The sequence below is a fragment of the Pseudomonas sp. XP1 genome (assembly GCF_053557675.1).
In genome coordinates this window covers 151332-176601 of record NZ_JBNRIJ010000008.1, presented here as the reverse complement: position 1 = coordinate 176601, position 25270 = coordinate 151332, and the positions used below count along the sequence as shown (strand labels likewise).

The following is a 25270-nucleotide window of genomic DNA, read 5'->3' as shown; positions in this document are numbered from 1 at the left end:
CCCGCGAAAGGGCCCTTACAGGCATAAAAAAACCGGCGCCCAGGGCGCCGGTTCTTCATTCATACCGTCAGAGCCTTACAGCCCTTCCAGCATCGCCTTGTTACGCACCGCGCCCTTGTCGGCACTGGTCGCCAGCAAAGCATAGGCCTTCAGCGCGGTGGTCACCTTGCGTGGGCGTACTTCAGCCGGTTTCCAGCCCTTCTTGTCCTGCTCGATACGGCGCTCAGCCAGCTCTTCATCGCTGACCTGCAGGTTGATCGAACGATTCGGGATGTCGATCAGCACCTTGTCGCCGTCGCGCACCAGGCCGATAGCGCCGCCAGCGGCGGCTTCCGGCGAGGCGTGGCCGATCGACAGGCCCGAGGTGCCGCCCGAGAAGCGGCCGTCGGTGAGCAGGGCGCAAGCCTTGCCCAGGCCCTTGGACTTCAGGTACGAGGTCGGGTACAGCATTTCCTGCATGCCCGGGCCACCTTTCGGGCCTTCGTAGCGGATGATCACGATGTCGCCGGCCTTCACTTCGTCGGCGAGGATGCCGCGTACGGCGCTGTCCTGGCTCTCGAAGATCTTCGCGGTGCCTTCGAACACCAGGATCGACTCGTCGACACCGGCGGTTTTCACCACGCAGCCGTCCAGCGCGATGTTGCCGTACAGCACGGCCAGGCCGCCTTCCCGCGAATAGGCGTGCTCGACACTGCGGATGCAGCCTTCGGCACGGTCCAGGTCCAGGCTCGGCCAGCGGGTCGACTGGCTGAACGCGGTCTGGGTCGGGATGCCGGCAGGGCCGGCCTTGAAGAAGGTGTGCACAGCTTCGTCATCGGTCTGGGTGATGTCCCATTTGGCGATGGCTTCTTCCATGCTGCGGCTGTGCACGGTCGGCAGGTCGGTGTGCAGCAGGCCGCCACGGGCCAGCGAGCCGAGGATGCTGAAAATGCCGCCGGCACGGTGCACGTCTTCCATGTGATATTTCTGGATGTTCGGCGCAACCTTGCACAGCTGCGGCACCTTGCGCGACAGGCGGTCGATATCGCGCAGGTCGAACGCCACCTCGGCTTCCTGGGCGGCGGCCAGCAGGTGCAGGATGGTGTTGGTCGAGCCGCCCATGGCGATGTCGAGCATCATGGCGTTCTCGAACGCCTTGAAGTTGGCGATGTTGCGCGGCAGTACCGACTCATCGTTCTCGCCGTAGTAACGCTTGCACAGATCGACGATGGTGCGGCCGGCGGTGAGGAACAGCTGTTCGCGGTCGGCGTGGGTGGCCAGGGTCGAACCGTTGCCCGGCAGGGCCAGGCCCAGGGCTTCGGTCAGGCAGTTCATCGAGTTGGCGGTGAACATGCCGGAGCACGAACCGCAGGTCGGGCAGGCGCTGCGCTCGTATTCGGCGACTTTTTCGTCGGAAGCCGAGGAGTCTGCGGCAATGACCATGGCGTCGACCAGGTCCAGGCCGTGGCTTGCCAGCTTGGTCTTGCCGGCTTCCATCGGGCCGCCGGAGACGAAGATTACCGGGATGTTCAGGCGCAGGGCGGCCATCAGCATGCCGGGGGTGATCTTGTCGCAGTTGGAGATGCACACGATGGCGTCGGCGCAGTGGGCGTTGACCATGTACTCCACGGCGTCGGCGATGATCTCGCGGCTTGGCAGCGAGTACAGCATGCCGTCGTGGCCCATGGCGATGCCGTCATCGACGGCGATGGTGTTGAATTCCTTGGCCACGCCACCGGCGCGTTCGATTTCGCGGGCGACCAGCTGGCCCAGGTCCTTCAGGTGCACGTGGCCCGGGACGAACTGGGTGAACGAGTTGGCGATGGCGATGATCGGTTTCTTGAAATCTTCGTCCTTCATCCCGGTGGCGCGCCAAAGGGCACGGGCGCCGGCCATGTTGCGGCCTTGGGTGGAAGTCTTGGAACGATAATCAGGCATGAAACACTCCTGGCGGCTTAATCAGGTAACAAAAAGGGGAGTGAGCTTCTCTTGTCCTTTGTACCGCAGGCCGGTTGCCACTGGCACGGATGGGGCCGAAGACCGCGCGGGATCGCCGCGTGCTTGGGCAGAGCTCATAAACCCGCCGGGGATGACTGGCGATGAATAGGCCGATTCTACACCGCTGGCGCGGCGAGGGAATGGAGATGTGTCTGGACGGTGGTTTGCGGTAGCTGGTGGTGGCTTAATCGGCCTGCGGGCCTATAGCGCCCACAGGCCGCCCCGGTCAGCCTTGGTAATCTTCGCGGGAGCTGGACCCTGGCTAACGCGGTTGAGCAATTGCAGCTTGCGGTCCAGCTGCCGGACGCTGTTTAGTGGAATCTTCTGGAAAATTCACCAAGTTGCTGTTTGAGGCGAGGACTTTGCCATGGCGACGTAGTAAGGTCGCGATCAGGAAGACCGAATTGTTAAAGTTATCAATAATAGGTTTGGATGCCAGGAAGTCTGCGGAGAGCGTGGGAGTGCTAATTTTCTGCACAATGACTTCATTCTGCCGGGATCTGTCGTCCAGTACCAGGAAGAAGACTTCATCATCTCTTTCCAGCGAGAGGCCGAAATTTGTGATGAAAGGATACTTTCCCTTCGGTTCGTCAATGGGGTTTAAGACGAAAGGCATATCGCCTCCGGCCCACAAGACGTATTTTGCGATGGGGGCTGCTACTAGGCTTCCCATCATGAAGGAGAGTGGGCGACTGCTTCTTTCTATGGTGGTGTTGATGACGTGGTAATGCAGATACACCATGCCTCCGCTTAGTGCCGAGGATATTGTTTCATTTATGAAGAAAACTGTCTGCTCACCTGTCTCGATAACCTCGGTTTCAAGGATGAAGCTTGAATTGGGGTGCTGGCCTATCAGGAATAAGCGGATCAGCTCCCCGGCGGACGCTCCTTCGTAAGCAGGGATGTTGATTGTGAAACCCTGTGCCGCTTGGGACCACGGTAATCCTTCGTTATCGATGATGCCTGGGACCCGTGGGCGGTAGAGTTCTGCTGCGAAGCTGTAAGTGGAAATTGGGCTTCTGTTCAAATTCTGATCGAAATAGTAAAGTTCGACTTTGCTATCCCAGAGGTCTCTTATTTCTTCGGGTTGGAAATAGTCACGCAGATCCTGCTCCGGGGGAAATTCATCAATATCCAATTCGTGAAATGTGCCTGAGCCTCCACCCGACAGGTGTAATTTGATAGTTCCTCCGGCTCTAAAGTCATCACTCCATGGGATGACAATGTCGATACCTTTGCGCAGGGCTTCAAGTGGAACGAAGTTCTCGGCGGTCGCTCCTTCAATTTTCGCAGCTTGCAGTGTTCGGGGGTATGGCTTGCTAGTCATGTCGCCACCTTTATCGATGGATATAGGAAACATCAACGGTGATAAGCATCAATTGCGCGACGGGAGTACACTCGAATTTTTAAAAGGTGGCTACTGGCAAAAATGATAGGCTTGCCCCCGCGAGAGTTGCTTCATTTGGATTGCCGATGCGGCGGGGGCTGGTGTATTTCGGGATTGCGCCCAGGTATTGCAGATATGATGTGAAGCGGGGGCATGAAGCCCCCGGCTGTCATCGGTCAGCTATTTGGCAGCAACCGGCAGGTGATGCTCTTGATGTAGCGGGTTTCGGCGATAGCCGGGTGCACCGGGTGGTCCGGGCCCTGGCCGCCGCGCTCGAGCAACTGCAGGTTGCGGTCCAGGTGACGGGCGCTGGTCAGCAGGATGTTGTGCAGGTCGTCCTCAGGCAGGTGCATCGAGCACGAGGCGCTGACCAGGATGCCGTCCTTGGTAAGCATGCGCATGGCCTGCTCGTTCAGGCGGCGGTAGGCCGCTTCGCCGTTCTTCAGGTCTTTCTTGCGCTTGATGAAGGCGGGTGGGTCGGCAATGATCACGTCGAAGCGCTCTTCGGCGGCCTTCAGTTCGCGCAGGGCCTCGAACACATCGCCTTCGATGCAGGTCAGCTTCTCGCTGATGCCGTTCAGCGCGGCGTTACGCTCCACGCCGTCCAGGGCAAAGCCCGAGGCATCGACGCAGAATACTTCGCTGGCGCCGAAGGCACCGGCCTGCACGCCCCAGCCACCGATGTAGCTGAACAGGTCGAGCACACGCTTGCCTTTCACGTACGGCGCCAGGCGTGCACGGTTCATGCGGTGGTCGTAGAACCAGCCGGTCTTCTGGCCTTCGCGTACCGGGGCTTCGAACTTGACGCCGTTTTCTTCCAGCGGCACCCAGTCCGGTACTTCGCCATAGACGGTCTCGACATAGCGCTGCAGGCCTTCGGCATCACGCGCGGAGGAGTCGTTCTTGAACAGGATGCCGCTTGGCTTGAGCACCTGTACCAGGGCTGCAATCACGTCGTCCTTGTGCGCTTCCATCGTTGCCGAAGCCAATTGCACCACGAGGATGTCGAAGAAGCGGTCGACCACCAGGCCTGGCAACAGGTCGGAGTCACCATAGACCAGGCGGTAGCACGGTTGGTCGAACAGGCGCTGGCGCAGCGACAGGGCGACGTTCAGGCGATGCACCAGCAGCGATTTGTCCAGCGGCAATTTGGCGTCGCGCGACAGCAGGCGGGCGCAGATCAGGTTGTTAGGGCTCAGTGCGACGATACCCAGTGGCTTGCCGTTGGCCGCCTCGAGAATAGCCTGCTGGCCGGCCTGGAGGCCTTGCAGCGGGGTCGCGCTGACGTCGACTTCGTTGCTGTAGACCCACAGGTGGCCGGCGCGCAGGCGGCGGTCGGCATTGGCTTTGAGGCGTAGGCTGGGCAGGGACATGACGTCGCTCCGGAAAAAAGAGCGGGATTATAGCCTGCTGCCTGGCCATACGTCCCTCGCAGGAGCATGTGATGCCGTCGAGCGGTAGTCAGGCTGCCAATGCCTTGATCAGTTGCCGGTTGAACGCCGGAATGTCGTCGGGTTGGCGGCTGGTAATCAGGTTGCCATCGACTACCACTTCTTCATCTACCCAGTCTCCACCGGCGTTGCGGATGTCGTCCTGCAGGGTCTTGTAGCTGGTCAGCCTCTTGCCCTTGACCAACCCGCACGACACCAGCAACCAGCCACCGTGGCAGATCACGGCCAGCGGCTTGCCAGCCGAATCGTGGCTTTTCACCAGTTTCTGCGCGGCGGGGATCAAGCGAATCGTGTCAGAGTTTTGCACGCCGCCGGGCAGGACCAGGGCATCGTAGAGGTCCAGGTGGGCGCTTTCGAAGGTGGCGTCAACGGCGAATGCGTCGGCCGGCTGGTCGTGGTTCCAGCCGTGTACGGTGCCTTCCTTGTCGCTGAGGATGTCCACCACCGCGCCGCTCTGTTCCAAGGCTTCTCGAGGGCCTGTCAGTTCCACTTGCTCGAAGCCGTCAGTGACCAGGAAAGCCACTCGCTTGCCGTTCAGTTCTGCACTCATGGGCCTTGCTCCTTTCTTTGATGAATGTGAGCAAGAGGCCCGGATGGATAAAGTAAAGTTCCGGCGCAATGATTCAGTGGTTGGTCCCTTTCCGGTCTGGAGGGTTAGAATCGCCGGTCCCAAACGAGTGTGCACGTATGTCCCAAGAACTCAGCGCCGAACAAATCCAGCAAGCCTTGCAAGGCATCACCATCCCGCCGCAACCGCAGATCATGGTGGACCTGCAGTTCGAGCAGTACATGCCTGACCCGGACCTGGAAACCATCGCCAAGCTGATTTCCCAGGACCCGGGCCTCTCGGGTGCCTTGCTCAAGCTGGTCAATTCCCCGCATTTCGGCCTTTCCAACAAGATCGGTTCGATCCAGCGCGCGGTGAACCTGCTGGGCAGCCGTTCTATCATCAACCTGATCAACGCCCAGTCGATCAAGGGTGAGATGACCGACGAGACCATCGTTACCCTCAACCGCTTCTGGGACACCGCCCAGGACGTGGCGATGACCTGCCTGACCCTGGCCAAGCGCACTGGCGTCCAGGCGGCGGACGAGGCCTACACCTTGGGCCTGTTCCATGACTGTGGCGTGCCGCTGATGCTCAAGCGCTTCCCGGACTACATGGACGTACTGGAAGAGGCCTATGCCAAGGCCGACGCGGAAACCCGCGTGGTCGACACCGAAAACCTCGCGTTCAACACCAATCATTCTGTGGTCGGCTATTTCACGGCCAAGTCCTGGCGCTTGCCCGAGCACCTCAGCGCGGCCATTGCCAACCACCACAACGCCCTGGCGGTGTTCCGCGACGAGAGTTCGCGCAATACGCAGAACCAGCTCAAAAACCTGCTGGCGGTGCTGAAGATGGCCGAGCACATCTGCGCATCGCACCGGGTGCTGGGCAACCAGGTCGTGGACCACGAATGGAATGTGGTCGGCCCGCTGGTGCTCGATTACATTGGCTTGTCGGAATACGACTTCGAAAACCTCAAGCAGAACATTCGCGAGATGGGTGGGCACTGACACATGCCGGAATTGCCAGAAGTAGAAACCACCCGGCGCGGTATTGCGCCCCATCTGGAAGGCCAGCGCGTCAGCCGGGTGGTGGTGCGTGATCGGCGCCTGCGCTGGCCGATTCCGGAAGACCTGGATGTGCGCCTGTCGGGGCAGCGCATCGTCAGTGTCGAGCGGCGTGCCAAGTATCTGTTGATCAATGCCGAGGTCGGCACCCTGATCAGTCACCTGGGCATGTCGGGCAACCTGCGCCTGGTCGAGCTGGGTTTGCCTGCGGCCAAACATGAACATGTGGATATCGAGCTGGAGTCGGGGTTGATGCTGCGCTACACCGACCCGCGCCGCTTTGGCGCGATGTTGTGGAGCCTGGACCCGCTAAACCACGAACTGCTGCTGCGCCTTGGGCCGGAACCGCTGACCGACCTGTTCGACGGCGAGCGGCTGTTCCAGCTGTCCCGTGGGCGGTCGATGGCGGTCAAGCCGTTCATCATGGACAACGCGGTCGTGGTGGGGGTGGGCAACATCTACGCCACCGAGGCGCTGTTTGCCGCCGGCATCGACCCTCGTCGAGAAGCGGGCGGGATTTCCCGCGGGCGCTATCTGAAGCTGGCGATCGAGATCAAGCGCGTGCTGGCGGCGGCCATCGAGCAGGGCGGCACGACCTTGCGCGACTTCATCGGTGGCGACGGGCAGCCGGGGTACTTCCAGCAGGAATTGTTCGTTTACGGGCGGGGCGGGCAGCCGTGCAAGGTGTGCGGCACGGAGTTGCGCGAAGTGAAGCTGGGGCAGAGGGCGAGTGTGTATTGCCCGCGCTGCCAGCGCTGAGGCTTGGGGCCCGATCGCCGGCAAGCCAGCTCCCACATGTACTGCAAAGCCCTCGAGGGCGATGATTTCTCTGTGGAGGCTGGCTTGCCGGCGATGAGGGCTGGCCTGATATCAGGCCTTGCCAGTAATCCGGCGGTACTTGGCCATCAGCTCTTCTTCGGTTTCCGGGTGCGCTTCGTCCAGCGGGATGCAGTCGACCGGACAGACCTGCTGGCATTGCGGCTCGTCGTAATGGCCCACGCACTGGGTGCACAGGTTAGGGTCGATCACGTAGATCTCTTCGCCTTGAGAGATGGCCTCGTTCGGGCACTCGGGTTCGCAGACGTCGCAGTTGATGCAATCGTCGGTGATGATCAGGGACATGGGGACTCCGGCCGGGGCTCTGCGCCCGGGCATGTTCAACGCAGTGGGCACAATTGTGCCGCATTCGCGCCCGCAGTGCACGCGGGCGCGATGATCAGCCGTTAAAGGTCATTTCTTGAAGCGTTCGGTCAGCGCCTCGGCCACCACCGGGTGGACGAACTTGCTGATATCACCGCCCAGCGCGGCAATTTCCCGGACCAGGGTCGAGGAAATGAACGAATAGCGCTCCGAAGGCGTGAGGAACAGGCTCTCGACATCGGGGGCCAGTTGCCGGTTCATGTTCGCCAGTTGGAACTCGTACTCGAAGTCGGACACCGCACGCAGACCACGCAGGAAGACGTTGGCGCCCTGTTCCTTGGCGAAATGCGCCAGCAGCGAGGAGAAGCCGATGACTTCGACATTGGGCAGGTGCTTGGTGACCTCACGGGCGAGCTCCACCCGTTGTTCCAGCGGGAACAGCGGGTTTTTCTTGGGGCTGGCCGCCACCGCGATGATCACGTGGTCGAATAGCCGCGAGGCGCGCTCGACCAGATCGCCATGGCCTTTGGTAATGGGGTCGAAAGTACCCGGGTACAACACTCGGTTCATCGCGTCATCCTGGCTGGAGTGCGTTGGGGAGTCGGATGGTAGCGCAGCGACGGCGCCCCGGCCAAGTCATGCGGCCGGCTGATGGCACTATAGACAGGGGGCCTGTTCCTTGTCATGCGCTGTGTGCCAGGCGGGCTACCAGCGCTTCGGTGAGCCTGGCGCTGATGGCATATACCGACAGTTGCGGGTTGGCGCCGATGCTGGTGGGGAACAGCGAACCGTCGTGAACCGACAGGTTTTCCAGCTGGTGATGGCGGCCAAGGCTGTCGCATACCGCCTGGCTCGGGTCGTCGCCGAGGGCGCAGCCACCCATCACGTGAGCGCTGCCCAGGCGCGTGCGGAACGGCTCCAGGCGCAATTTGTCGATCATGGCCAAGGCCTGCTCCAGGCTGGACGCGGCGCTGGCATCGCTGTGCAGGGGGGTGACCTGGGTGGCGCCGGCGGCGAACTGGATCTGCGCCATGCTGCGGTAGGCGCGGCGCAGGCCGTCGCGCAGGTAGTCGGTGACCGGGTAATCGAGCACCGGTGAGCCATCGCCGCGCAGCTCCACGGCCCCGCCCTGGCTTTGTGGGTGGAAGCCGTCACGCAGCAGCGCCAGCATCACGTGGGTATGTGGCAGTTCGGCCATGCGCCGGGCATTCTCGTGGCCGTGCCCGCCCAGCAGGGTGCTGGCCAGGGCCGGGTGCAGCGGTGGTACTTCCAGCTTGTAGCCAACCGGGCCGTCGCTGCCGCCTTGCCATTGGAAATGGTCGCTGTAGATGGACTGCGGGGCGCCATAGTAGGGGTCGATACGGTCGTTGAAGCGTGCTGCGCTGAAGTTGACCAGGTGCAGGAAGGTACGCTTGCCCAGGCGGCAATGGGGGTCGGGCGCGTCGGAACGCAGCAGCAGGGCCGGGCTGTTGATGCCGCCACCGGCAAGGATGTAGTGACGCGCGCGAACGCGGACCTGCCGACCTGTGGCGTGTATGCCCTGGCTATCCAGGGCCTGGCATGACAGGCCCTGGACGCGCTCGCCGTTGTGTTCGAAGCGCTCGGCCCGAGCCAGGTACAGCAGCTCGCCGCCCTGTTCGAGGGTGGCGGGAATACGCGTTACCAGCATCGACTGCTTGGCATTCACCGGGCAACCCATGCCGCAGTAGCCCAGGTTCCAGCAGCCGCGCACGTTGCGCGGGATCACCGCCCAGCGGTAACCCAGCTGTTCGCAGCCACGGCGCAGCACGTCGTTGTTGGCGTTCGGTGGCAGGGCCCAGGGGGTGATGCCCAGTTCCTGCTCGATGCGCTCGAACCAGGGGCGCATTTGCTCCTCGCCCAGCCCGCTCACGTTGTGGGCTGCGGCCCAATGCGCCAGGGTCTGTGGCGGCGTGCGAAAGCTGGAGGTCCAGTTGACCAGCGTGGTGCCGCCCACGGCGCGGCCCTGCAGGATGGTGATGGCACCGTCCTTGCTCATGCGGCCCAGGCCTTCCTGGTACAGGCTGGCATAGGCTTCGTTTTCCAGCAGGTGGAAATCGCTGCTGGTCTTCAGCGGGCCTTCTTCGATCAGCAGCACCTTGAGGCCGGCAGTGCTGAGCATTTGCGCGCTGGTAGCGCCACCGGCACCGCTGCCGATCACGGCAACGTCGGTTTCCAGCGTGAGGTCGTGCTCCAGGCGCGAGGCGTCATGGGTGATCCAGCCGCTTTCCAGGCCTTGGCGAAACGGGTCGGGTACAGGCATTGGCGCTGCTCTTGTTGTTTTCAGATTTTCGGTGGCCCGGGGTAGCCGCAGGCGGCCCAGGATTCGGGGCGTTCGTACCAGGCCATCTGCAGCAACTGCAGCAGCGAGGCGTGGCCCATGCGCAGCAGGTTCAGCGAGCTGTCCTGCCAACGTTGCAGGAAGGCTGTGATCTGCGCGGCGCTGGCTTGCTCCCAGGCGCCCCAGACACCGGTCAAGGGGCCGCGGGTGAGCGGTAGGTTGAGGACGTCTAACAACTGCCGGGTGAGTTTGAGCATTTCTGGTGACAGCGCCGCCAGCTTGTGGTCGAGGCTATGCAGCACTAGTGTCTCGGCGGCCTGGGTGCCGGCCAGTACCACCGGGATCAGCGCGCGCAGCAGCGGCAGGTCGTCGTCGCGCAGTACCTGGTAACCCGTTGCGGCTGTCTGTGCGCTGCAGCCGACCAGGCTGGTACCCGCCAGAAAGACGCTTGCGCCAAGGCTGAAGCGCAGCAGTTCGCGGCGGTGCATGGGCCGGCCCTCAGCGGATGAAAAGCTTGAAGAGCAAGCGCTGCAAGGCTTTGCCATAAGGTGGGTAGATCAGGCGGGCAGCGTTGAAGCGTTGCTTGGCCAGCACCGCCTTGGCCTTGCTGAAGGTCAGGAAGCCGTCATGACCATGGTAATGGCCCATGCCTGAGGGGCCGATGCCGCCAAACGGCAAGTCATCCTGGGCCACGTGCAGCAGGGTGTCGTTCAGGCACACTCCGCCGGAGTGGGTGTGGCGCAGCACCTGCTCCTGGGCGGCGCGGTCATAGCCGAAGTAGTACAGAGCCAGCGGGCGCGGGCGCTGGTTGATGTATGCCAGTGCCTGCTCGAGGCTGTCGTAGGGTACCAGCGGCAGTAGCGGGCCGAAGATTTCTTCTTGCATCACCTGCATGCCGTCGTTCACCCCCAGTAGGAGGTGGGGTGGCAGGCGCCGGCCCTGGCGGGTTTCACCGGGGTACAGGTCGAGTACCTGCGCACCTTTGGCGTGGGCATCGTCCAGTAGATGCTGCAAGCGCTGCAGCCGGCGCTGGTTGATGATGGCGGTGTAGTCGGGGTTGTCGGTAATGCGCGGGTACAGCCTGCGTACGGCACGCTGGTAAGCGTCGCTGAAGGCCTCCAGGCGCTCGCGTGGCACCAGCACGTAGTCAGGGGCGACGCAGGTCTGGCCGGCGTTGAGGGCCTTGCCGAATGCGATGCGTTCGGCGGCGCTGTCCAGCGGTACGTCGGCCGAGACGATGGCTGGCGACTTGCCACCCAGCTCCAGGGTGACGGGGGTCAGGTTATGCGCCGCAGCCAGCATTACCTGGCGCCCCACGCTGGTGGCGCCGGTGAACAGCAGGTGATCGAACGGCAGGCGGGCAAAGGCCTGGCCTACCTCGACCTCGCCGAGTACCACGCTGACCAGATCGGTGGGGAACACCTGCTCCAACAGTTGCTTGAGTGCCAGACCAGTGGCAGGCGTGGCTTCGCTGAGCTTGAGCATGACCCGGTTGCCGGCGGCCAGGGCACAGGTCAGCGGGCCGATGGCAAGGAACAGCGGGTAGTTCCACGGCACGATGATGCCGACCACCCCCAGGGGTTGGTAGTGCACCTGCGCGCTGGCCGGCTGGAAGGCCAGGCCGACCTTGCGCCGGCTGGCGCGCATCCAGCGCTGCAGGTGCTTTTCGGCGTGGCGCAGGCCTTGCACCGAGGGCAGCACCTCGGCCAGCAGGGTCTCGTCGGCGCTGCGCCCCTCAAAGTCCTGGCCGATTGCCTCGATCAGTTCGGCTTGGCCGGCCAGCAAGGCTTCCCGCAGGCTTTTCAGCCATTGGCGCCGCTGCGCCGCCGCTGGCAAGGGGTTGCCGGCAAAGGCCTGGCGCTGGGTGGCGAACGTCGCCGCAAGGTCGAGGTCGGATTGCACAGGGGGCAAGGCACTGGGCGAGTTCATGGCGGCTTCGAGTCCGGGCAGGGAATCACTAGAGCCTATACTCTAATTTGTACGATGGTGCGAATTTTTCCGCGTTGTCGAGCGGTGCATTCCACCGCCAATACGCCGTAAGATGACCCTTTGATGAAGGCCCGCAGACTGGGAGCTGAGCATGGCCCCGCGCATGAAGACCCGAGAGCGCATCGTGCAGAACAGCCTCGAGCTGTTCAACCAGCAGGGCGAACGCAGCGTCAGTACCAATCACATTGCCGCGCACATGGAAATTTCGCCCGGCAACCTGTATTACCACTTCCCCAACAAGCAGGCGATCATCGCTTTGCTGTTCAGCCAGTACGAAGAACTGGTGGACAGCTTCCTGCGCCCGCCGCAAGGCCGCGCGGCGACCGTGGAGGACAAGCGCTTCTACCTCAAGGCCCTGCTGGCGGCGATGTGGAACTACCGTTTTCTGCACCGCGACCTGGAGCACCTGCTGGACAGCGACTCGGAGCTGGCCGCCCGTTATCGGCGTTTTTCCGAGCGCTGCCTGCGCCAGGGCCAGGCGATCTACCGCGGCTTTGTCGAGGCAGGCATCCTGGCCATGGCACCGGCGCAGATCGAATCGCTGACCATCAATGCCTGGATCGTGTTGACGTCCTGGGTACGTTTTCTCAGCACCACGCGTGAGCATTCCGCGCACCTGGGTGAAGAAGCCTTCAAGCGCGGCGTCTACCAGGTGCTGGTGCTGGAGCTCGGCTTCGTCACCGACAACGCCCGCAATGCCGTGGACGCCCTGTGCCAGGAATTCCATGTACCGTTCAACCAGGCCCTGGAGCACTAACCCAGGGCCTCAGTGCTATCGATAGTGCCATCGATCAGGAGATTGTCATGCCCCTTGCGCAATTGATCACCCCGCAGCAGTTGGCCGAGCGTCTGGGCTCGCCCAAGTTGGTGATCCTCGACTGCCGCTTTGCCCTCGAGGATGTGGACTATGGCCAACGCAGCTATGCCCAGGGGCATATTGCCGGGGCGCATTTTGCCGACCTGGAGCGTGACCTCAGCGGGCCTGTGAGCAAGGGACGCACCGGGCGTCACCCATTGCCGGATGCGCGCCGGTTGGTCGAGCGCCTGCGTGAGTGGGGCCTGGACGATGACAGCGAGGTGGTGCTGTACGACGACGGCCCTGGCGCTTTTGCTGCCCGTGCCTGGTGGCTGCTGGCCTGGCTGGGCAAGCGCAGCGGCGTGGCGATCCTCGACGGTGGCCTGAAGGCCTGGCATGCGGCGCACCTGCCGCTCAGCCTGGACCCGCCGCTCAAGCGGGAAGGCACCTTCAACGGTGAGCCGGACGGCAAGCTGCTGATCGATGCCGAGCACCTGGGCAAGCGCTTGGGTAACGCAGACCTGACCTTGATCGATGCGCGTGCCTTGCCGCGTTTCCGTGGTGAAGTGGAGCCGATCGACCCGGTGGCGGGGCATATTCCCGGGGCGCAGTGCGCGGCGTTCACGGACAACCTGGGGGCTGATGGGCGTTTTCTGCCGCCGGACCAGCTAAAACAGCGCTTTGCCGAAATGCTGGCCGGGCGGGCGCCGGAGCAGTTGGTGGCGTATTGCGGGTCAGGGGTGACGGCATGTCATAACCTGTTTGCCCTGGCGTTGGCCGGGTACCCGCTGGGCAAGCTGTATGCCGGGTCGTGGAGTGAGTGGATCAACGATCCGCAGCATGGCGTAGCCACTGGCGAGTAAGCATGCCGGCGATGAGGCCGGTACTGCCAATGAAAACCGCAGTTCCTACTGGCCCTCCACCAACCACTGTGGAATCCGCCGCTCCAGGTAATACCCCGGGTTGCGCAGGCTGCCGTCGACAAAGCCCACATGGCCGCCGCGGCTGTGCAGTTCGAAGCGGGTCTGCGGTGCCAGTTCGCGGGGCGCGGGCAGGCTGTGGCCGGAGACGAAAGGGTCATCGCTGGAGTGGATGATCAGCGTCGGCGTGCGGTTCTGGCCGAGGAAGAAATGGCTCGATGAGCGGCGGTAGTAGTCGTGCGCATCACGAAAACCGTTCAGTGGTGCGGTGACCTTGCCGTCAAAATCCCAGAACGTGCGCAGGCCGCCCAGCGGCCCCAGCCGTTGCAGCGTCGCCAGCCGTTCATGCTGGCCCTTGTCATGGAAGTGCCGCTGTTTGACCTGCACATATGCCAGCATCTCGCGCATGAAATGCGCTTGGTATACCTTTGAAAAGCCCTGGCCGATGCGGTCGGCGCAGTGGTCCAGGCGAAACGGCACCGACACCGCCACCGCAGCCTGCAACTGGCTGGCGACACCGCTTTCGCCCAGGTATTTCAGTAGCACATTGCCCCCCAGCGAATAACCCACCGCATACAACGGCGCCAACGGGCGCTGGGCGCGCAGGTGGCTGACGATTTCGGCCAGGTCTTCGCTGGCGCCGGAATGGTAGCTGCGTGGCAGCAGGTTGGGCTCGCCCGAGCAACCGCGCCAGTTCACCGCCACGCTGGCCCAGCCGCGGCCTTGCAGCGCTTGCTGCAAGCCTTTGACGTAGGGCGAGTGGGACGAGCCGGTCAAGCCGTGCAGCACCATCACCAATGGCGCGTGGGGTTGGTGCGGGCCGAGCCAGTCCAGGTCGATGAAGTCGCCATCGGCCAGCCAAAGCCGCTCGCGGTTGCGCTGCAATTCAGGCAGCTTGCGCCACAGTGGCCCCCACAGGGTTTGCAGGTGGGGGTTGGACAGGCCGATGGCCGGGCGGAATGTGGCGCTGGTGCTGGGCATGCTGGGCAACTCGTGATGTGCCTGCCTAGAGTGCCATGAAACAGCGCCACTGTACCTGGGCTATTGGTCGGTGGCTGGCAGCTGCTGCTGGACGACACGTGGGCCGACACTGACCAACACCTTGTAGTTCAGGTCAAGCCGGCGTTGCATTACCGCGCGAATATCCGCCGGGCTCAGCCTTTCGATGCGTTCGATGTAGCCGTTCAGATGGTCCTCTGGTTGGTTTTGCCGGGTGATCTCCGTAAGCAATGCTGCGAGGCTGTTGTTCTGCGCGATGCCACGCAGCAACTGCCCAGCCAGCTGTTTGCGTGCCAGCTTTAGTTCGGCCTGGGTTGGCCCGTGCTCGATGAAATCGCGCAGCACGGCTGTTACCAGTTCTTGCGTGGCTTGCACGTAGCGTGGCGCGACCTCCCACTCGATTGTGAACAACCCACCGGAACTCAACGGCGAGGCATGGCTGTAGATGCCGTAGGTCAGCCCGCGACGTTGGCGCAGTTCCACCATCAGACGCGATTCGAGGCCTGAACCCAGCACTTCACTGGCCAAGACCAAGGCTTGGAATTCCGGGTCATTGGCGGGGACGTTCATAGGCAGTGCCACCAGCACAGCACTGCTGGCACCGGGCTGTTCGACGTTGATGGTTGCGGGTGTCGCTGCCGGGACGGCTGGCAGGTCGACCGCGGACCAGCCTTGCGGCAAAGCCTGGCTGATCTGTTGCGCGATGGCTTGGGCCTCGCTTAGAGCCAGGTCTCCGACAAGCACCATTTCCAGGTTGCTGGCGCTGTAGGCGCGTTGGTGGAATGCCCGCAAGTGCTCACGGCTGACGGCGTCCACACCTTGAATGGTGCTGCCCAGCGGGTTGTCATAGGGATGGCCTTTGAACAAATGTCGAAACGCCTCGCTGCGCGCCCGGAGGCTGGGGCGCCGTTCACGTGAAACGTTGTGCTGCACGAGCTGACGCTTGATCTTCTCCAGTGCCGGCGCGGGGAAAGCAGGCTGTGCCACGAGGTCGGTAAACACTTCCAAGGCCGGCTCGAGTATCGTTTTCGTGCTCAAGCTGCGCAGGCTCAGCGTTGCGTGCTCCAGGCGTATCTGCTTTTCCATGATCGCGCCCAGGCGCTCCATGCGCTCCGCCTGCTGGGCACCGGTGTAGCGCCGGCTGCCCTCGTCGAGCATGTACAGCGTCAAAGCTGCCAGGCCGGGTTGCAAGGAGTCCTGGGTCGTGCCGGCCTTGAACCGTAAAACCACATCGACGATAGGCAACCCGCGGGCTTCGACGAACTTCACGCCTGTGCCTGCCTTCGTGGTCCACGTCTGCACCTGTGTCCGAAGGGGTTCGAGCTGGTCCAGGTCAACACCCCGGGCCGAGACCAAGCCACTGTAGTTTCCGTTGGCTGCAGCCTGCTGCGGCGTGCGCTCGATCATGTCATTCATCGGTGCTCTCCTTGTGGTGCATGAAGGTGATGGCCGCGCGGGCTTCAGTCAGGAACTCCAACGCAACCAGACCTACCTGCTCGGCTGTCACGGCTTCGATGGCTTGCCGCTCATCGTCCAGGGCAACAGGGTCCAGGCCGCAGGCGGCCTGTTTGCCGATGGCCTCTGCCTGTTTGCCGATGTCGTCCCTTTCGAACAGCTGCTTGGCCAGCAGGCGAGCCTTGGCGCGTTCAAGGTCTTCCTTGGAGGGGGCCGACTGGCGGAACGCTTCGATTTCCAGCATCAACCTTTCTGCGGCAGCCTCCGGTGTAACTTGTGGGCTGCAGAACGCGTAGAGGGTCAGCAGGCTGTCACCGCGCTGCCAAGGCTCATAGGTCGCTCTCAGGCCTTGCAGTAGCGGAGCGTCTACCACCAACAGGCGCTGTAGCGTACTGGCGTGGCCTTCAGCAAGGATCTCCGGCAGTAGGCGCAGCGCGTAGGCTTGTGAACTTGAGCGCGCAGTGCATTGACTGGGAAGGTTGAAGCTGACGACCACTCCGGTGTATAGGCCATGCCAGCGCAGGGTCTGGCTGCGCCGAACCTGCCCTGAGGGCATTGTTGGTATTTGCCGTGTTGGCAGGCGGTTGGCGGGGATCGCTGCAAAGTGTCGTGTCACCAGCTTTTGTAGCTGGGCCAGCGCGATGTCACCGGCCACGGCGAGCGTGGCATTGTTGGGGTGGTACCAGGACTGGTACCAAGTGCGCGCCGCCGCCAGGGTCATATGGCCGAGGTCGGTCTTGTGCCCGGTCACTGGGGGGCCATAGCCGCTGTCGCCATAGGCCAGCAACTGGTGATGTTCAAGTGCCAGTGCCAAGGGGCTGTTGTCGATATCCTCGCGTCGCTCAGCCATGACGACAGCCAACTCACGGGCAAAAGGCACGTCGCTCAGGGTGGCACTGGCCATGACGTCGGCCATGGCCTCCAGTGCAATCTCCAGGCGGTTGCGAGGCAATGTCAGCGGAAAGACCGTTGCATCGGCGTAGGTATAGGCATTCGGGTCACCGCCCAAGTGGCTCATGAGTGCGGAATACTGGCCAGGAGCCAGTTTGCTGCTGCCTTCGAACAGCAGATGCTCCAGGGCATGGGACAGCCCGGTGTGGCCTTCGGGCTCGTAGCTGGAGCCTACGTGGTACCAAAGCTGTACACTGACCAGCGGTGCGCGGTTGTCTTCACGCAGGTAGACGCGCAGGCCGTTGGCAAGGGTAAAGGTGTGTACCGAGCCTGCCGGCGCGGGTGGGGCGTGGTGGTTGGTCATGGTTGAAGTGCTCCTGCAGGAATCGGAGGAGCAGCTTCAGCCATGAAGGCGGCAGGTTTGTGGTAACTAAATACGGCAGCCCAGGGTTATAGGGTCAACCCCGTTGCCAAAGTGCGTAATGCACCTGGCCGGTCTTCTTCTCGCGATGCAGGCGCCAGTTGCCCGGCAACTGCAAAGCCGATGGTGCCGCCTCGCTTTCGGTATAGATCCACGCCTGTTCGCGCAGCCACTGGTTCTGTTCCAGCAGGTTGCAGGTTTCGGCCAGCAGGTTCTGGTGGAACGGCGGGTCGAGGAATACCACGTCGAACTGGTGCTTGGCCGGGCCTTGCAGATAGCGCAGGGCGTCGGTCTGCAGGATTTGCCCGCGCGGACAGCGCAGGATCTCGAGGTTGTTCTTCAGGTTGGCGATGGCCGCCGGGTTGCTGTCCAGCGCGACGGCGTCCTCGGCCCCGCGGGACAGGGCTTCGAGCACCAGGGCGCCGCTACCGGTAAAGGCGTCCAGCACGCGGGCGCCCTCGATATAGGGCGCCAGCCAGTTGAACAGGGTTTCGCGCACGCGGTCGGGCGTTGGCCGCAGGCCTTCGCCGTCCGGCACCGCCAGACGGCGGCTGCGCCATTCGCCGGCGATGATGCGCAGGTGGCCCTGGCCCTTGCTTTGGCCCGGTTGCGGGCGGGAGGGAGGGGTGGATCTTGGCATTAGTGCTCCGGTACCCCGAGCGGCTGCTCGGAGGGCTTGTCAGTGGGGGCAGGCAGCGGCTTCTGTGGCACTTTCGGGCCCACGGTGACCATCACCAGTTTATCCGCTGACAGGTGTTTGTTCATGGCTGCCTTGACCTGCTCGACCGTGAGTGCCTGGGACTGCTGCATGAAGTCCTCCAGCCAGGTCAGTGGCAGGTTGTAGAAACCGATGGCGCCCAGTTGGCCGACGATGCTCGCATTGCTTGCATTGGACAGTGGGAAACTCCCGGCCAACTCGCGCTTGGCGTCGTCCAGTTCTTGCTGGGTAGGGCCGGTGTTGAGGTAGTCGGCGAGAATTCCCTGCACCAGCTTGAGGGTGCCTTCGCTCAGCTCGGCACGGGTTTGCAGGTTGATCATGAACGGGCCCCGTACCTGCATCGGGCTGAATGCCGAGTACACGCCGTAGGTCAAGCCGCGCTTCTCGCGCACCTCGCTCATCAATCGGGTACCAAAGGCGCCACCACCGAGAATCTGGTTGCCCAGCGACAGCGCTGGCCAATCCGGATCCTGGCGGTCGATACCTAATGCGGCGAGCATCAGGTGAGTCTGTGACGACGGAAAATCGATGTGGTTGAGGCTCGGGTAGGTTTCAGCGGGTTGTGCCGGTGCTGCCAGTGCCGGGCCCTTGGGCAGGCCGGCGGATACCTGGGCAGCTATGCCTTCGGCCTCGCTACGGCTGAGGTCGCCAACCAGGGCAATGACCGCATTGCCGCCAGTGTAGGCCTTGGTATGGAAAGCGCGCAGCTGTGCCAGGCTGATGGCATTGATACTCTCGGCGGTGCCATCGCTCGGGTGTGCGTAGGGGTGGTCGCCGTAGAGGTTGGCGAACAACGCCTTGCTGGCGACCTTGCCGGGGTTCTGCTTCTCGTATTCGAAGCCGGCCAGCATCTGGTTCTTGATGCGCTTGAAGGCGTCCTCGGGGAAGGTAGGCTTGCCGGTCACCTCGGTGAACAGCTTGAGTGCTGGCTCGCGCTTGTCCTTGGCGCTGAGGCTGCGTAGCGAGGCCACGGCCATATCGCGATAGGAACCGTTGCCAAAGTCGGCGCCCAGGCCCTCGAAGCCTTCGGCGATGGCAGTCACGTCCTTGCCGGCCACGCCCTCGTTGAGCATGGCGTTGGTCAGGGCGGCCAGGCCTGGCGTGTCGCCATCCTGGCTGCTGCCGGCAGCGAAGGTGACGCGCAGGTCGAACATCGGCAGTTCGCGGGCCTCGACGAACAATACCCGGGCGCCTTCAGCGGTGTTCCAGTGCTGGATGTTCAACTGGCGCCGGCTGGGCGCCTTGCCATCCAGCTCGGCCAGAGACTGCAAGGTGTTGGCCGGGCGTGCCGCGTTGGTATCGGCCTTGGCGGCGTTGTCGGCCATGGCCGGGGCGGCCAGCACCGCTGCCAGCGCCAGGGCGCGAATGCCCGTGGCCAGCAGGGTTGGGCGTGGTGCGCGGCGATCACTCATGAGCGGACTCCTCGGGCAATACATGGGCAACGCTCAGGCGTTCGCGGGTGAAGTAGGTGCGCGCGGCGTTCTGGATGTCCTGCGGGGTAACGCGCTTGAGTTCGTCCAGTTCGCTGTCGATCAGCTTCCAGGAAAGGCCTACGGTTTCCAGCTGGCCGATGGTGGTGGCCTGGCTGCTGATGGAATCGCGGTCGTAGACCAGGCCGGCAATGACCTGGGCGCGTACGCGCTCCAGCTCTTCGGCGCTTGGAGGGGTGGTCTTGAGTTCATCCAGCAGCTGCCAGACGCCTTTCTCGACATCGGCGAGGGTTTTCTGCTTCTGCACGTTCGGCGTGGCCGAGATCAGGAACAGGCTGTCGCCGCGGGTGAAGGCGTTGTAGCTGGACGAAGCACCGGCCACCAGCTCCTGGCCACGTTCCAGGCGTGCCGGCATGCGAGCGCTGTAGCCGCCGTCGAGCAGCGCCGAGATCAGGCGCAGGGCATGCACCGTACGCGGTTCCTTGGCAGTGGACAGGCCAGGTACGTTGAAACCGTAGATCAGGCTCGGTAACTGGGTGCGCACGTGCAGGGTCAGCTGGCGCTGGCCTGGTTCGGCCAGTTCGAGCGGCAACTTGGCCGGCGGCACGGCACGTTTGGGGATGCTGCCGAAGTACTTTTGCGCCAGGCCTTTGACCTCATCGGCGGTGACATCGCCGACCACCACCAGGGTGGCATTGTTGGGGGCGTACCAGGATTCGTACCAGTGGCGCAGTTCCTCGACCTTCATGCGCTCCAGGTCGGCCATCCAGCCGATGGTCGGGGTGTGGTAGCCGCTGGCCGGGTAGGCCATGGCGCGGAACAGCTCGAACGCCTTGGCGTTGGGCTGGTCGTCGGTGCGCAGGCGGCGTTCTTCCTTGATTACCTCGATTTCGCGGCTGAACTCGTCGGCGGGCAGGCGCAGGCTGGCCAGGCGGTCGGCCTCCAGTTCCAGGGCCACTGGCAGGCGGTCGCGGGCCAGTACCTGGTAATAGGCGGTGTAGTCGTCGCTGGTGAAAGCGTTTTCTTCGGCGCCAATGTCACGCAGGATACGTGAGGCCTCGCCAGGGCCGACCTTGGCGCTGCCCTTGAACATCATGTGTTCCAGCGCGTGGGACAAGCCGGTCTGGCCAGGGGTTTCGTAGCTTGAGCCAACCTTGTACCAGATCTGCGAGACCACAACCGGGGCGCGGTGGTCCTCGCGCACGACTACTTTCAGGCCGTTGTCGAGGATGAATTCGTGGGTGGGTTGCACATCGGCGGCGAAAGCCGCGAGCGGCAGGCAGAGCGTGCCGAGCAACAGGCCAGCGGCGCGGCGGGCTAGAGCATTCATACGGTGTTTAACCTGTTCGGCGGCCCGCTGGTTTAGCGTCGGCGGGCCAGGAGGTGCTAGGATACTGATCCGGTTGCCTGGCGACCATGCCTGTCGCCGTTCTGGCCCGCAGGACACTAAGACAAAACGTTGCGCATGAACCAGCCGGCTTCAAGATAGTCTGTTCTGCGTAGAGAGAATTCCCGATGCGCCATAGCTGGCCCATCGCTACCCTGAGATAGCCGTCTTCCATGTTTGGTTCCAACGACGACAAAAAAGCGCCAGCCGAGGCTGGTGAGAAGAAAGGCCTGTTCAGCTGGTTTCGCAAGAAACCGCAGCAACCTGTGGCAACGGAAGTGCCCGCGGATGAACCCCCAGCCGTCGAGCAGCCTGCAGCCGCTCCGGTCGAGGGTTCTACCGCCGAAGTGCCACAGGCCCCTGAACCGGTTCAGGCCCCTGCGGCTCCGCAGCTGACAGAACCGCAGCAGGTCGCCGCACCCGTCCAATCCCCGGTGGTCGAGGCCCCTGTCCCCGAACCGGTTGCATCCCAACCGTTGCAGGCCCCTGAACCCGAGCCGGTCGCGTCCCCGCCGCTGGTGGCACCTGCACCGCAGCCGGTCGCGTCAATGCCCTTGCAGGCGGCGCCGGTCGAGCCAGCCCCGGTCGTCGAATCGGCCGCACCTGTCAGCAACCTGGTGCTGCCGGTTGCCGAAGAGCCCGTGGCCCTGGTGCCGGATCTGGAGCCCAAAGCGCCGCCCGCCATACCGGAGCGCCCAGCGCCAGAGCCTGCTGCCCCTGTGGCTGCAGCCCCGGTCGCCGCACAGGCCGAGCAGGCCAAGCCCGGCTTCTTCGCCCGCCTCAAGCAGGGCCTGTCGAAGACCAGCGCCAGCATCGGCGAGGGCATGGCCAGCCTGTTCCTGGGCAAGAAGGTCATCGACGACGACCTGCTCGACGAGATCGAAACCCGCCTGCTGACTGCCGACGTTGGCGTGGAAGCCACTTCGACCATCGTCCAGAACCTTACCCAGAAGGTTGCCCGCAAGCAGCTGGCCGACGCCGATGCCCTGTACAAGTCGTTGCAGGAAGAACTGGCTGCGCTGCTGCGCCCGGTCGAGCAGCCGCTGGTGGTACAGGCGCAGAACAAGCCCTATGTGATCCTGGTGGTCGGTGTGAACGGCGCCGGCAAGACCACCACCATTGGCAAACTGGCCAAGAAGCTGCAGCTCGAAGGCAAGAAAGTGATGCTGGCTGCTGGCGACACCTTCCGTGCTGCTGCGGTCGAGCAGCTGCAGGTGTGGGGCGAGCGTAACCAGATACCGGTGATCGCCCAGCACACCGGCGCCGACTCCGCTTCGGTGATCTTCGATGCCGTACAGGCCGCCAAGGCTCGTGGTGTCGATGTGCTGATCGCCGACACCGCTGGCCGTCTGCACACCAAAGACAACCTGATGGAAGAGCTGAAGAAGGTCCGCCGGGTCATCGGCAAGCTCGACGCCGAGGCGCCGCACGAAGTGCTGCTGGTACTCGATGCTGGCACCGGCCAGAATGCCATCAGCCAGGCCAAGTACTTCAACCAGAGCGTCGAACTGACCGGCCTGGCCCTGACCAAGCTGGACGGCACTGCCAAGGGCGGGGTGATCTTTGCCCTGGCCAAGCAGTTCAAGCTGCCGATCCGCTTCATCGGTGTCGGTGAAGGCATCGACGACCTGCGTACCTTCGAAGCCGAGCCGTTCGTCAAGGCTCTGTTCGCCGAGCGAGACTGAACATGATCCGATTCGAACAGGTTGCCAAGCGCTATCCCAATGGTCATGTGGGTTTGCATGAGCTGAGTTTCCGGGCGCGCCGGGGCGAATTCCTGTTCGTCACCGGCCACTCGGGCGCGGGCAAGAGCACCTTGCTGCGCCTGCTGCTGGCCATGGAACGCCCGACCAGCGGCAAGCTGATGCTGGCCGGACAGGACCTGGGCCAGATCAGCAATTCGCAGATCCCATTCCTGCGCCGGCAGATCGGCGTGGTGTTCCAGAACCACCAGCTGTTGTTCGACCGCACGGTGTTCAACAACATCGCCTTGCCGCTGCAGATTCTCGGCCTGTCCAAGGCCGAGGTCGCCAAGCGCGTGGACTCGGCGCTGGAGCGTGTGTCGCTGGCCGACAAGGGCGAGCTGTTTCCTGCCGATCTGTCCACCGGGCAGCAGCAGCGGGTGGGCATCGCCCGCGCCATCGTCCACCAGCCAGCCCTGCTGCTGGCCGACGAACCCACCGGTAACCTCGATCCGCGCCTGGCCGCGGAGATCATGGGGGTGTTCGAGGACATCAACCGCCTGGGTACCACGGTATTGATCGCCAGCCACGACCTGGCACTGATTGCGCGCATGCGCCACCGCATGCTGACCTTGCAGCGCGGCCGCTTGATCGGCGATGGGGAGGCCGGGCAATGAGCACTACACGTACGCCAAAGGTTTCCGAGCGGGTTGCGCCGAAGCCGGCCGACCCGCAACCGGCGAAGAAAAAGCACGACGACGATGACGGCCCGGATTTCCGCACGCTGCTGCATGCCTGGCTGGAAAGTCACCGTGCCAGCTTGGCTGACAGCCTGCGCCGGCTGGGCAAGCAGCCGATCGGCAGCTTTTTCACCTGCCTGGTGATGGCGGTGGCGCTGAGCATGCCCATGGGCCTGTCGTTGCTGCTGAAGAACGTCGAGAAGCTTGGCGGCTCGTGGCAGCGCGCCGCGCAGATTTCGCTGTACCTCAAGCTTGATGCCAGCAGCCGCGAAGGCGAGGCGCTACGCGACGAGATCAAGGGCATGCCCGGCGTGGCCGACGCGCAGTATGTCAGCCGCGAGCAGGCGCTGGAGGAGTTCCAGCAGCAGTCCGGCCTGGGCGAAGCCCTGCGTGAACTCCCTGACAACCCGCTGCCTGGCGTGGTAGTGGTGACCCCTACCGAAGTTGACAAACCGGCCCTGGAAGCCTTGCGTCAGCGCCTGTCGGAGCTGCCACGGGTGGAAGTTGCGCAACTCGACCTGGTTTGGGTCGAGCGCCTGGCGGCCATTCTCAAGCTGGGTGACCGCTTCGTCTTCGGCCTGGCCGTGATGCTGATATCTGCCCTGCTGTTAGTAATCGGTAACACAATTCGTCTACATATTGAAAACCGCCGTACCGAGATCGAAGTGATCAAGCTGGTCGGTGGCACAGACGCCTACGTACGGCGGCCTTTCCTCTATATGGGCGCACTGTATGGCCTGGGCGCAGGTGTGATCGCATGGGGCATACTGGCGTTTGGCCTGAACTGGCTGAACGAGGCGGTGGTAGGGCTGTCCGGGCTGTACGGCAGCGACTTCGCCCTGGGCGGGGTGCCGGCGTCCGATGGTCTGTCGCTCTTGATCGGAGCGGTGCTGTTGGGGTATATCGGTGCATGGATCGCAGTGGCCCGCCATCTGAACGAGCTGGCGCCGCGATAGTTTTTACGTGCCAGCATTGACAAATTCTTCACTATGGAACTTGTACCGTCGTTCCAGGTCAATGTTGGCAGCGCCCACAAGGCGTGAGTTCTGTAAGTCGGAGGTTCTTGAATGACCACATCGTTGCAACCTGCCTATGCCCTGGTACCCGGTGCAAACCTGGAAGCCTACGTGCACACGGTCAACAGCATTCCGCTGCTGACTGTCGAGCAGGAGCGTGATCTGGGCGAGCGTCTCTATTATGAGCAGGATGTCGAGGCCGCTCGTCAAATGGTGATGGCCCACCTGCGTTTCGTCGTACATATCGCTCGTAGCTATGCCGGCTACGGGCTGGCCCAGGCCGACCTGATCCAGGAAGGCAACGTCGGCCTGATGAAAGCCGTCAAGCGCTTCAACCCTGAAATGGGCGTGCGCCTGGTGTCGTTCGCCGTGCACTGGATCAAGGCAGAGATCCACGAGTTCATCCTGCGCAACTGGCGCATCGTCAAGGTGGCCACCACCAAGGCCCAGCGCAAGCTGTTCTTCAACCTTCGCAGCCAGAAGAAGCGTCTGGCCTGGCTGAACAACGACGAAGTGCACCGCGTGGCGGAAAGCCTGGGCGTGGAGCCGCGTGAAGTGCGCGAGATGGAAAGCCGCCTCAGCGGCCAGGACATGGCCTTCGACCCGGCAGCGGAAGCTGACGACGACAGTGCCTTCCAGTCGCCTGCGCATTACCTGGAAGACCACCGCTACGATCCGGCGGTGCAGCTTGAGGATGCCGACTGGAGCGACAACTCCACCAGCAACCTGCACGAAGCACTGCAAGGGCTGGACGAACGTAGCCGCGACATTCTCTACCAGCGCTGGTTGGCAGAGGAGAAGGCCACGTTGCACGAGCTGGCGGACAAGTACAACGTTTCGGCTGAGCGGATTCGCCAGCTTGAGAAGAATGCGATGAACAAGGTCAAGGCGCTGATCGCGGCCTGATCGAGCCCTGGCTGCAAGGAAAAGCCGCTGGCCCGGATAGGGTGAGCGG

General features: G+C 63.2%; 23 protein-coding genes. 8 read left to right on the top strand and 15 right to left on the bottom strand.

What is annotated here, in order from left to right; translation table 11 throughout:
* Positions 1-75: 75 nt before the first annotated feature.
* The 4 genes from ilvD to ACK1U9_RS10310 form a co-directional block, all read right to left on the bottom strand.
* The gene (gene ilvD / locus ACK1U9_RS10325) at positions 76-1917 is read right to left on the bottom strand and encodes a dihydroxy-acid dehydratase (RefSeq protein ID WP_153671394.1); all 1842 of its coding nucleotides are present in this window, start codon (positions 1915-1917) and stop codon (positions 76-78) included.
* Positions 1918-2239: 322 nt separating this feature from the next.
* Positions 2240-3304 carry a hypothetical protein gene (locus tag ACK1U9_RS10320; RefSeq protein WP_449109869.1) on the bottom strand — a complete coding sequence of 355 codons (1065 nt, stop codon included), beginning with the start codon at positions 3302-3304 and terminating at the stop codon, positions 2240-2242.
* Positions 3305-3540: 236 nt separating this feature from the next.
* The gene (locus ACK1U9_RS10315) at positions 3541-4737 is read right to left on the bottom strand and encodes a class I SAM-dependent rRNA methyltransferase (RefSeq protein ID WP_108480262.1); all 1197 of its coding nucleotides are present in this window, start codon (positions 4735-4737) and stop codon (positions 3541-3543) included.
* Positions 4738-4825: 88 nt separating this feature from the next.
* On the bottom strand, positions 4826-5365 hold the full coding sequence (locus ACK1U9_RS10310; protein ID WP_108480263.1) for a type 1 glutamine amidotransferase domain-containing protein: 540 nt from the start codon (positions 5363-5365) through the stop codon (positions 4826-4828).
* A gap of 191 nt (positions 5366-5556) precedes the next feature.
* Here ACK1U9_RS10310 and ACK1U9_RS10305 point away from each other — a divergent pair, with 191 nt between their 5' ends.
* Both ACK1U9_RS10305 and mutM read left to right on the top strand, forming a co-directional pair.
* On the top strand, positions 5557-6375 hold the full coding sequence (locus tag ACK1U9_RS10305) for an HDOD domain-containing protein (RefSeq protein ID WP_178081817.1): 819 nt from the start codon (positions 5557-5559) through the stop codon (positions 6373-6375).
* A gap of 3 nt (positions 6376-6378) precedes the next feature.
* Positions 6379-7191, top strand: coding sequence for a bifunctional DNA-formamidopyrimidine glycosylase/DNA-(apurinic or apyrimidinic site) lyase (gene mutM / locus ACK1U9_RS10300; protein WP_046613562.1), 813 nt, complete (start codon positions 6379-6381; stop codon positions 7189-7191).
* 111 nt (positions 7192-7302) lie between these two features.
* Here the strand turns inward: mutM and ACK1U9_RS10295 are convergent, their stop codons facing one another.
* The 5 genes from ACK1U9_RS10295 to ACK1U9_RS10275 form a co-directional block, all read right to left on the bottom strand.
* Positions 7303-7554: a YfhL family 4Fe-4S dicluster ferredoxin gene (locus ACK1U9_RS10295; protein WP_013974644.1), complete on the bottom strand. Its 252-nt coding sequence runs from the start codon at positions 7552-7554 to the stop codon at positions 7303-7305.
* A 108-nt stretch (positions 7555-7662) separates the two neighbouring features.
* The gene (gene coaD / locus ACK1U9_RS10290) at positions 7663-8142 is read right to left on the bottom strand and encodes a pantetheine-phosphate adenylyltransferase (RefSeq protein WP_014861498.1); all 480 of its coding nucleotides are present in this window, start codon (positions 8140-8142) and stop codon (positions 7663-7665) included.
* A 112-nt stretch (positions 8143-8254) separates the two neighbouring features.
* Positions 8255-9853, bottom strand: a complete 1599-nt coding sequence (locus ACK1U9_RS10285; protein ID WP_108480265.1) for a GMC family oxidoreductase — start codon at positions 9851-9853, stop codon at positions 8255-8257.
* 20 nt (positions 9854-9873) lie between these two features.
* The gene (locus tag ACK1U9_RS10280) at positions 9874-10359 is read right to left on the bottom strand and encodes a twin-arginine translocation pathway signal protein (protein WP_108480266.1); all 486 of its coding nucleotides are present in this window, start codon (positions 10357-10359) and stop codon (positions 9874-9876) included.
* 10 nt (positions 10360-10369) lie between these two features.
* Positions 10370-11800 carry a coniferyl aldehyde dehydrogenase gene (locus tag ACK1U9_RS10275; RefSeq protein WP_449109868.1) on the bottom strand — a complete coding sequence of 477 codons (1431 nt, stop codon included), beginning with the start codon at positions 11798-11800 and terminating at the stop codon, positions 10370-10372.
* A gap of 151 nt (positions 11801-11951) precedes the next feature.
* On the opposite strand from ACK1U9_RS10275, the gene ACK1U9_RS10270 reads away from it, so the two are divergent.
* Together ACK1U9_RS10270 and ACK1U9_RS10265 are read left to right on the top strand one after the other, a co-directional pair.
* Positions 11952-12617 (top strand): TetR/AcrR family transcriptional regulator, encoded by a 666-nt coding sequence (locus ACK1U9_RS10270; protein WP_449109867.1) that lies wholly within the window; start codon positions 11952-11954, stop codon positions 12615-12617.
* A 47-nt stretch (positions 12618-12664) separates the two neighbouring features.
* Positions 12665-13519 (top strand): sulfurtransferase, encoded by an 855-nt coding sequence (locus ACK1U9_RS10265; RefSeq protein ID WP_046613558.1) that lies wholly within the window; start codon positions 12665-12667, stop codon positions 13517-13519.
* Positions 13520-13564: 45 nt separating this feature from the next.
* Here ACK1U9_RS10265 and ACK1U9_RS10260 read toward each other — a convergent pair whose 3' ends face one another.
* The 6 genes from ACK1U9_RS10260 to ACK1U9_RS10235 all read right to left on the bottom strand — a co-directional run bounded on the left by ACK1U9_RS10260 (position 13565) and on the right by ACK1U9_RS10235 (position 20820).
* Complete coding sequence (locus tag ACK1U9_RS10260) at positions 13565-14557, bottom strand: hydrolase (RefSeq protein ID WP_046613557.1); 993 nt, start codon at positions 14555-14557, stop codon at positions 13565-13567.
* Between the two features lie 60 nt (positions 14558-14617).
* Positions 14618-15991 (bottom strand): M16 family metallopeptidase, encoded by a 1374-nt coding sequence (locus ACK1U9_RS10255; protein ID WP_286196181.1) that lies wholly within the window; start codon positions 15989-15991, stop codon positions 14618-14620.
* The gene (locus tag ACK1U9_RS10250; protein ID WP_046613556.1) at positions 15984-17285 is read right to left on the bottom strand and encodes a M16 family metallopeptidase; all 1302 of its coding nucleotides are present in this window, start codon (positions 17283-17285) and stop codon (positions 15984-15986) included. Before ACK1U9_RS10250 ends, ACK1U9_RS10255 begins: the two co-directional genes overlap by 8 nt.
* Before the next feature lie 94 nt (positions 17286-17379).
* Entirely contained in the window at positions 17380-17982 is a 603-nt protein-coding gene (gene rsmD / locus ACK1U9_RS10245) for a 16S rRNA (guanine(966)-N(2))-methyltransferase RsmD (protein WP_046613555.1), read from the bottom strand.
* Positions 17982-19472: a M16 family metallopeptidase gene (locus tag ACK1U9_RS10240; RefSeq protein WP_153671391.1), complete on the bottom strand. Its 1491-nt coding sequence runs from the start codon at positions 19470-19472 to the stop codon at positions 17982-17984. The genes rsmD and ACK1U9_RS10240 overlap by 1 nt, the downstream gene beginning before the upstream one ends.
* Positions 19465-20820: a M16 family metallopeptidase gene (locus ACK1U9_RS10235; protein ID WP_108480272.1), complete on the bottom strand. Its 1356-nt coding sequence runs from the start codon at positions 20818-20820 to the stop codon at positions 19465-19467. Before ACK1U9_RS10235 ends, ACK1U9_RS10240 begins: the two co-directional genes overlap by 8 nt.
* A gap of 230 nt (positions 20821-21050) precedes the next feature.
* On the opposite strand from ACK1U9_RS10235, the gene ftsY reads away from it, so the two are divergent.
* From ftsY to rpoH, 4 genes are all read left to right on the top strand, one after another.
* On the top strand, positions 21051-22562 hold the full coding sequence (gene ftsY, locus ACK1U9_RS10230; RefSeq protein WP_108480273.1) for a signal recognition particle-docking protein FtsY: 1512 nt from the start codon (positions 21051-21053) through the stop codon (positions 22560-22562).
* Positions 22563-22564: 2 nt separating this feature from the next.
* Positions 22565-23236: a cell division ATP-binding protein FtsE gene (ftsE, locus tag ACK1U9_RS10225; RefSeq protein ID WP_013974630.1), complete on the top strand. Its 672-nt coding sequence runs from the start codon at positions 22565-22567 to the stop codon at positions 23234-23236.
* Entirely contained in the window at positions 23233-24255 is a 1023-nt protein-coding gene (gene ftsX / locus ACK1U9_RS10220) for a permease-like cell division protein FtsX (protein WP_046613551.1), read from the top strand. Before ftsE ends, ftsX begins: the two co-directional genes overlap by 4 nt.
* 111 nt (positions 24256-24366) lie before the next feature.
* A complete protein-coding gene (rpoH, locus tag ACK1U9_RS10215; RefSeq protein ID WP_046613550.1) occupies positions 24367-25221 on the top strand; it encodes an RNA polymerase sigma factor RpoH in 855 nt (284 codons plus the stop codon).
* The last annotated feature ends 49 nt before the right edge of the window (positions 25222-25270 follow it).

Bases quoted from the DNA above. Each gene is read 5' to 3' on its own strand.
- ACK1U9_RS10265 (WP_046613558.1), top strand. From the start codon at position 12,665: ATGCCCCTTGCGCAATTGATCACCCCGCAGCAGTTGGCCGAGCGTCTG.
- ACK1U9_RS10270 (WP_449109867.1), top strand. From the start codon at position 11,952: ATGGCCCCGCGCATGAAGACCCGAGAGCGCATCGTGCAGAACAGCCTC.
- ACK1U9_RS10240 (WP_153671391.1), bottom strand. From the start codon at position 19,472: ATGAGTGATCGCCGCGCACCACGCCCAACCCTGCTGGCCACGGGCATT.
- mutM (WP_046613562.1), top strand. From the start codon at position 6,379: ATGCCGGAATTGCCAGAAGTAGAAACCACCCGGCGCGGTATTGCGCCC.
- ACK1U9_RS10275 (WP_449109868.1), bottom strand. From the start codon at position 11,800: ATGAACTCGCCCAGTGCCTTGCCCCCTGTGCAATCCGACCTCGACCTT.
- ftsX (WP_046613551.1), top strand. From the start codon at position 23,233: ATGAGCACTACACGTACGCCAAAGGTTTCCGAGCGGGTTGCGCCGAAG.
- ACK1U9_RS10260 (WP_046613557.1), bottom strand. From the start codon at position 14,557: ATGCCCAGCACCAGCGCCACATTCCGCCCGGCCATCGGCCTGTCCAAC.
- ACK1U9_RS10280 (WP_108480266.1), bottom strand. From the start codon at position 10,359: ATGCACCGCCGCGAACTGCTGCGCTTCAGCCTTGGCGCAAGCGTCTTT.
- rpoH (WP_046613550.1), top strand. From the start codon at position 24,367: ATGACCACATCGTTGCAACCTGCCTATGCCCTGGTACCCGGTGCAAAC.
- ilvD (WP_153671394.1), bottom strand. From the start codon at position 1,917: ATGCCTGATTATCGTTCCAAGACTTCCACCCAAGGCCGCAACATGGCC.
- ACK1U9_RS10255 (WP_286196181.1), bottom strand. From the start codon at position 15,991: ATGAATGACATGATCGAGCGCACGCCGCAGCAGGCTGCAGCCAACGGA.
- rsmD (WP_046613555.1), bottom strand. From the start codon at position 17,982: ATGCCAAGATCCACCCCTCCCTCCCGCCCGCAACCGGGCCAAAGCAAG.
- ACK1U9_RS10295 (WP_013974644.1), bottom strand. From the start codon at position 7,554: ATGTCCCTGATCATCACCGACGATTGCATCAACTGCGACGTCTGCGAA.
- ACK1U9_RS10315 (WP_108480262.1), bottom strand. From the start codon at position 4,737: ATGTCCCTGCCCAGCCTACGCCTCAAAGCCAATGCCGACCGCCGCCTG.
- coaD (WP_014861498.1), bottom strand. From the start codon at position 8,142: ATGAACCGAGTGTTGTACCCGGGTACTTTCGACCCCATTACCAAAGGC.
- ACK1U9_RS10250 (WP_046613556.1), bottom strand. From the start codon at position 17,285: ATGACCAACCACCACGCCCCACCCGCGCCGGCAGGCTCGGTACACACC.
- ACK1U9_RS10285 (WP_108480265.1), bottom strand. From the start codon at position 9,853: ATGCCTGTACCCGACCCGTTTCGCCAAGGCCTGGAAAGCGGCTGGATC.
- ftsE (WP_013974630.1), top strand. From the start codon at position 22,565: ATGATCCGATTCGAACAGGTTGCCAAGCGCTATCCCAATGGTCATGTG.
- ACK1U9_RS10320 (WP_449109869.1), bottom strand. From the start codon at position 3,304: ATGACTAGCAAGCCATACCCCCGAACACTGCAAGCTGCGAAAATTGAA.
- ACK1U9_RS10310 (WP_108480263.1), bottom strand. From the start codon at position 5,365: ATGAGTGCAGAACTGAACGGCAAGCGAGTGGCTTTCCTGGTCACTGAC.
- ftsY (WP_108480273.1), top strand. From the start codon at position 21,051: ATGTTTGGTTCCAACGACGACAAAAAAGCGCCAGCCGAGGCTGGTGAG.
- ACK1U9_RS10235 (WP_108480272.1), bottom strand. From the start codon at position 20,820: ATGAATGCTCTAGCCCGCCGCGCCGCTGGCCTGTTGCTCGGCACGCTC.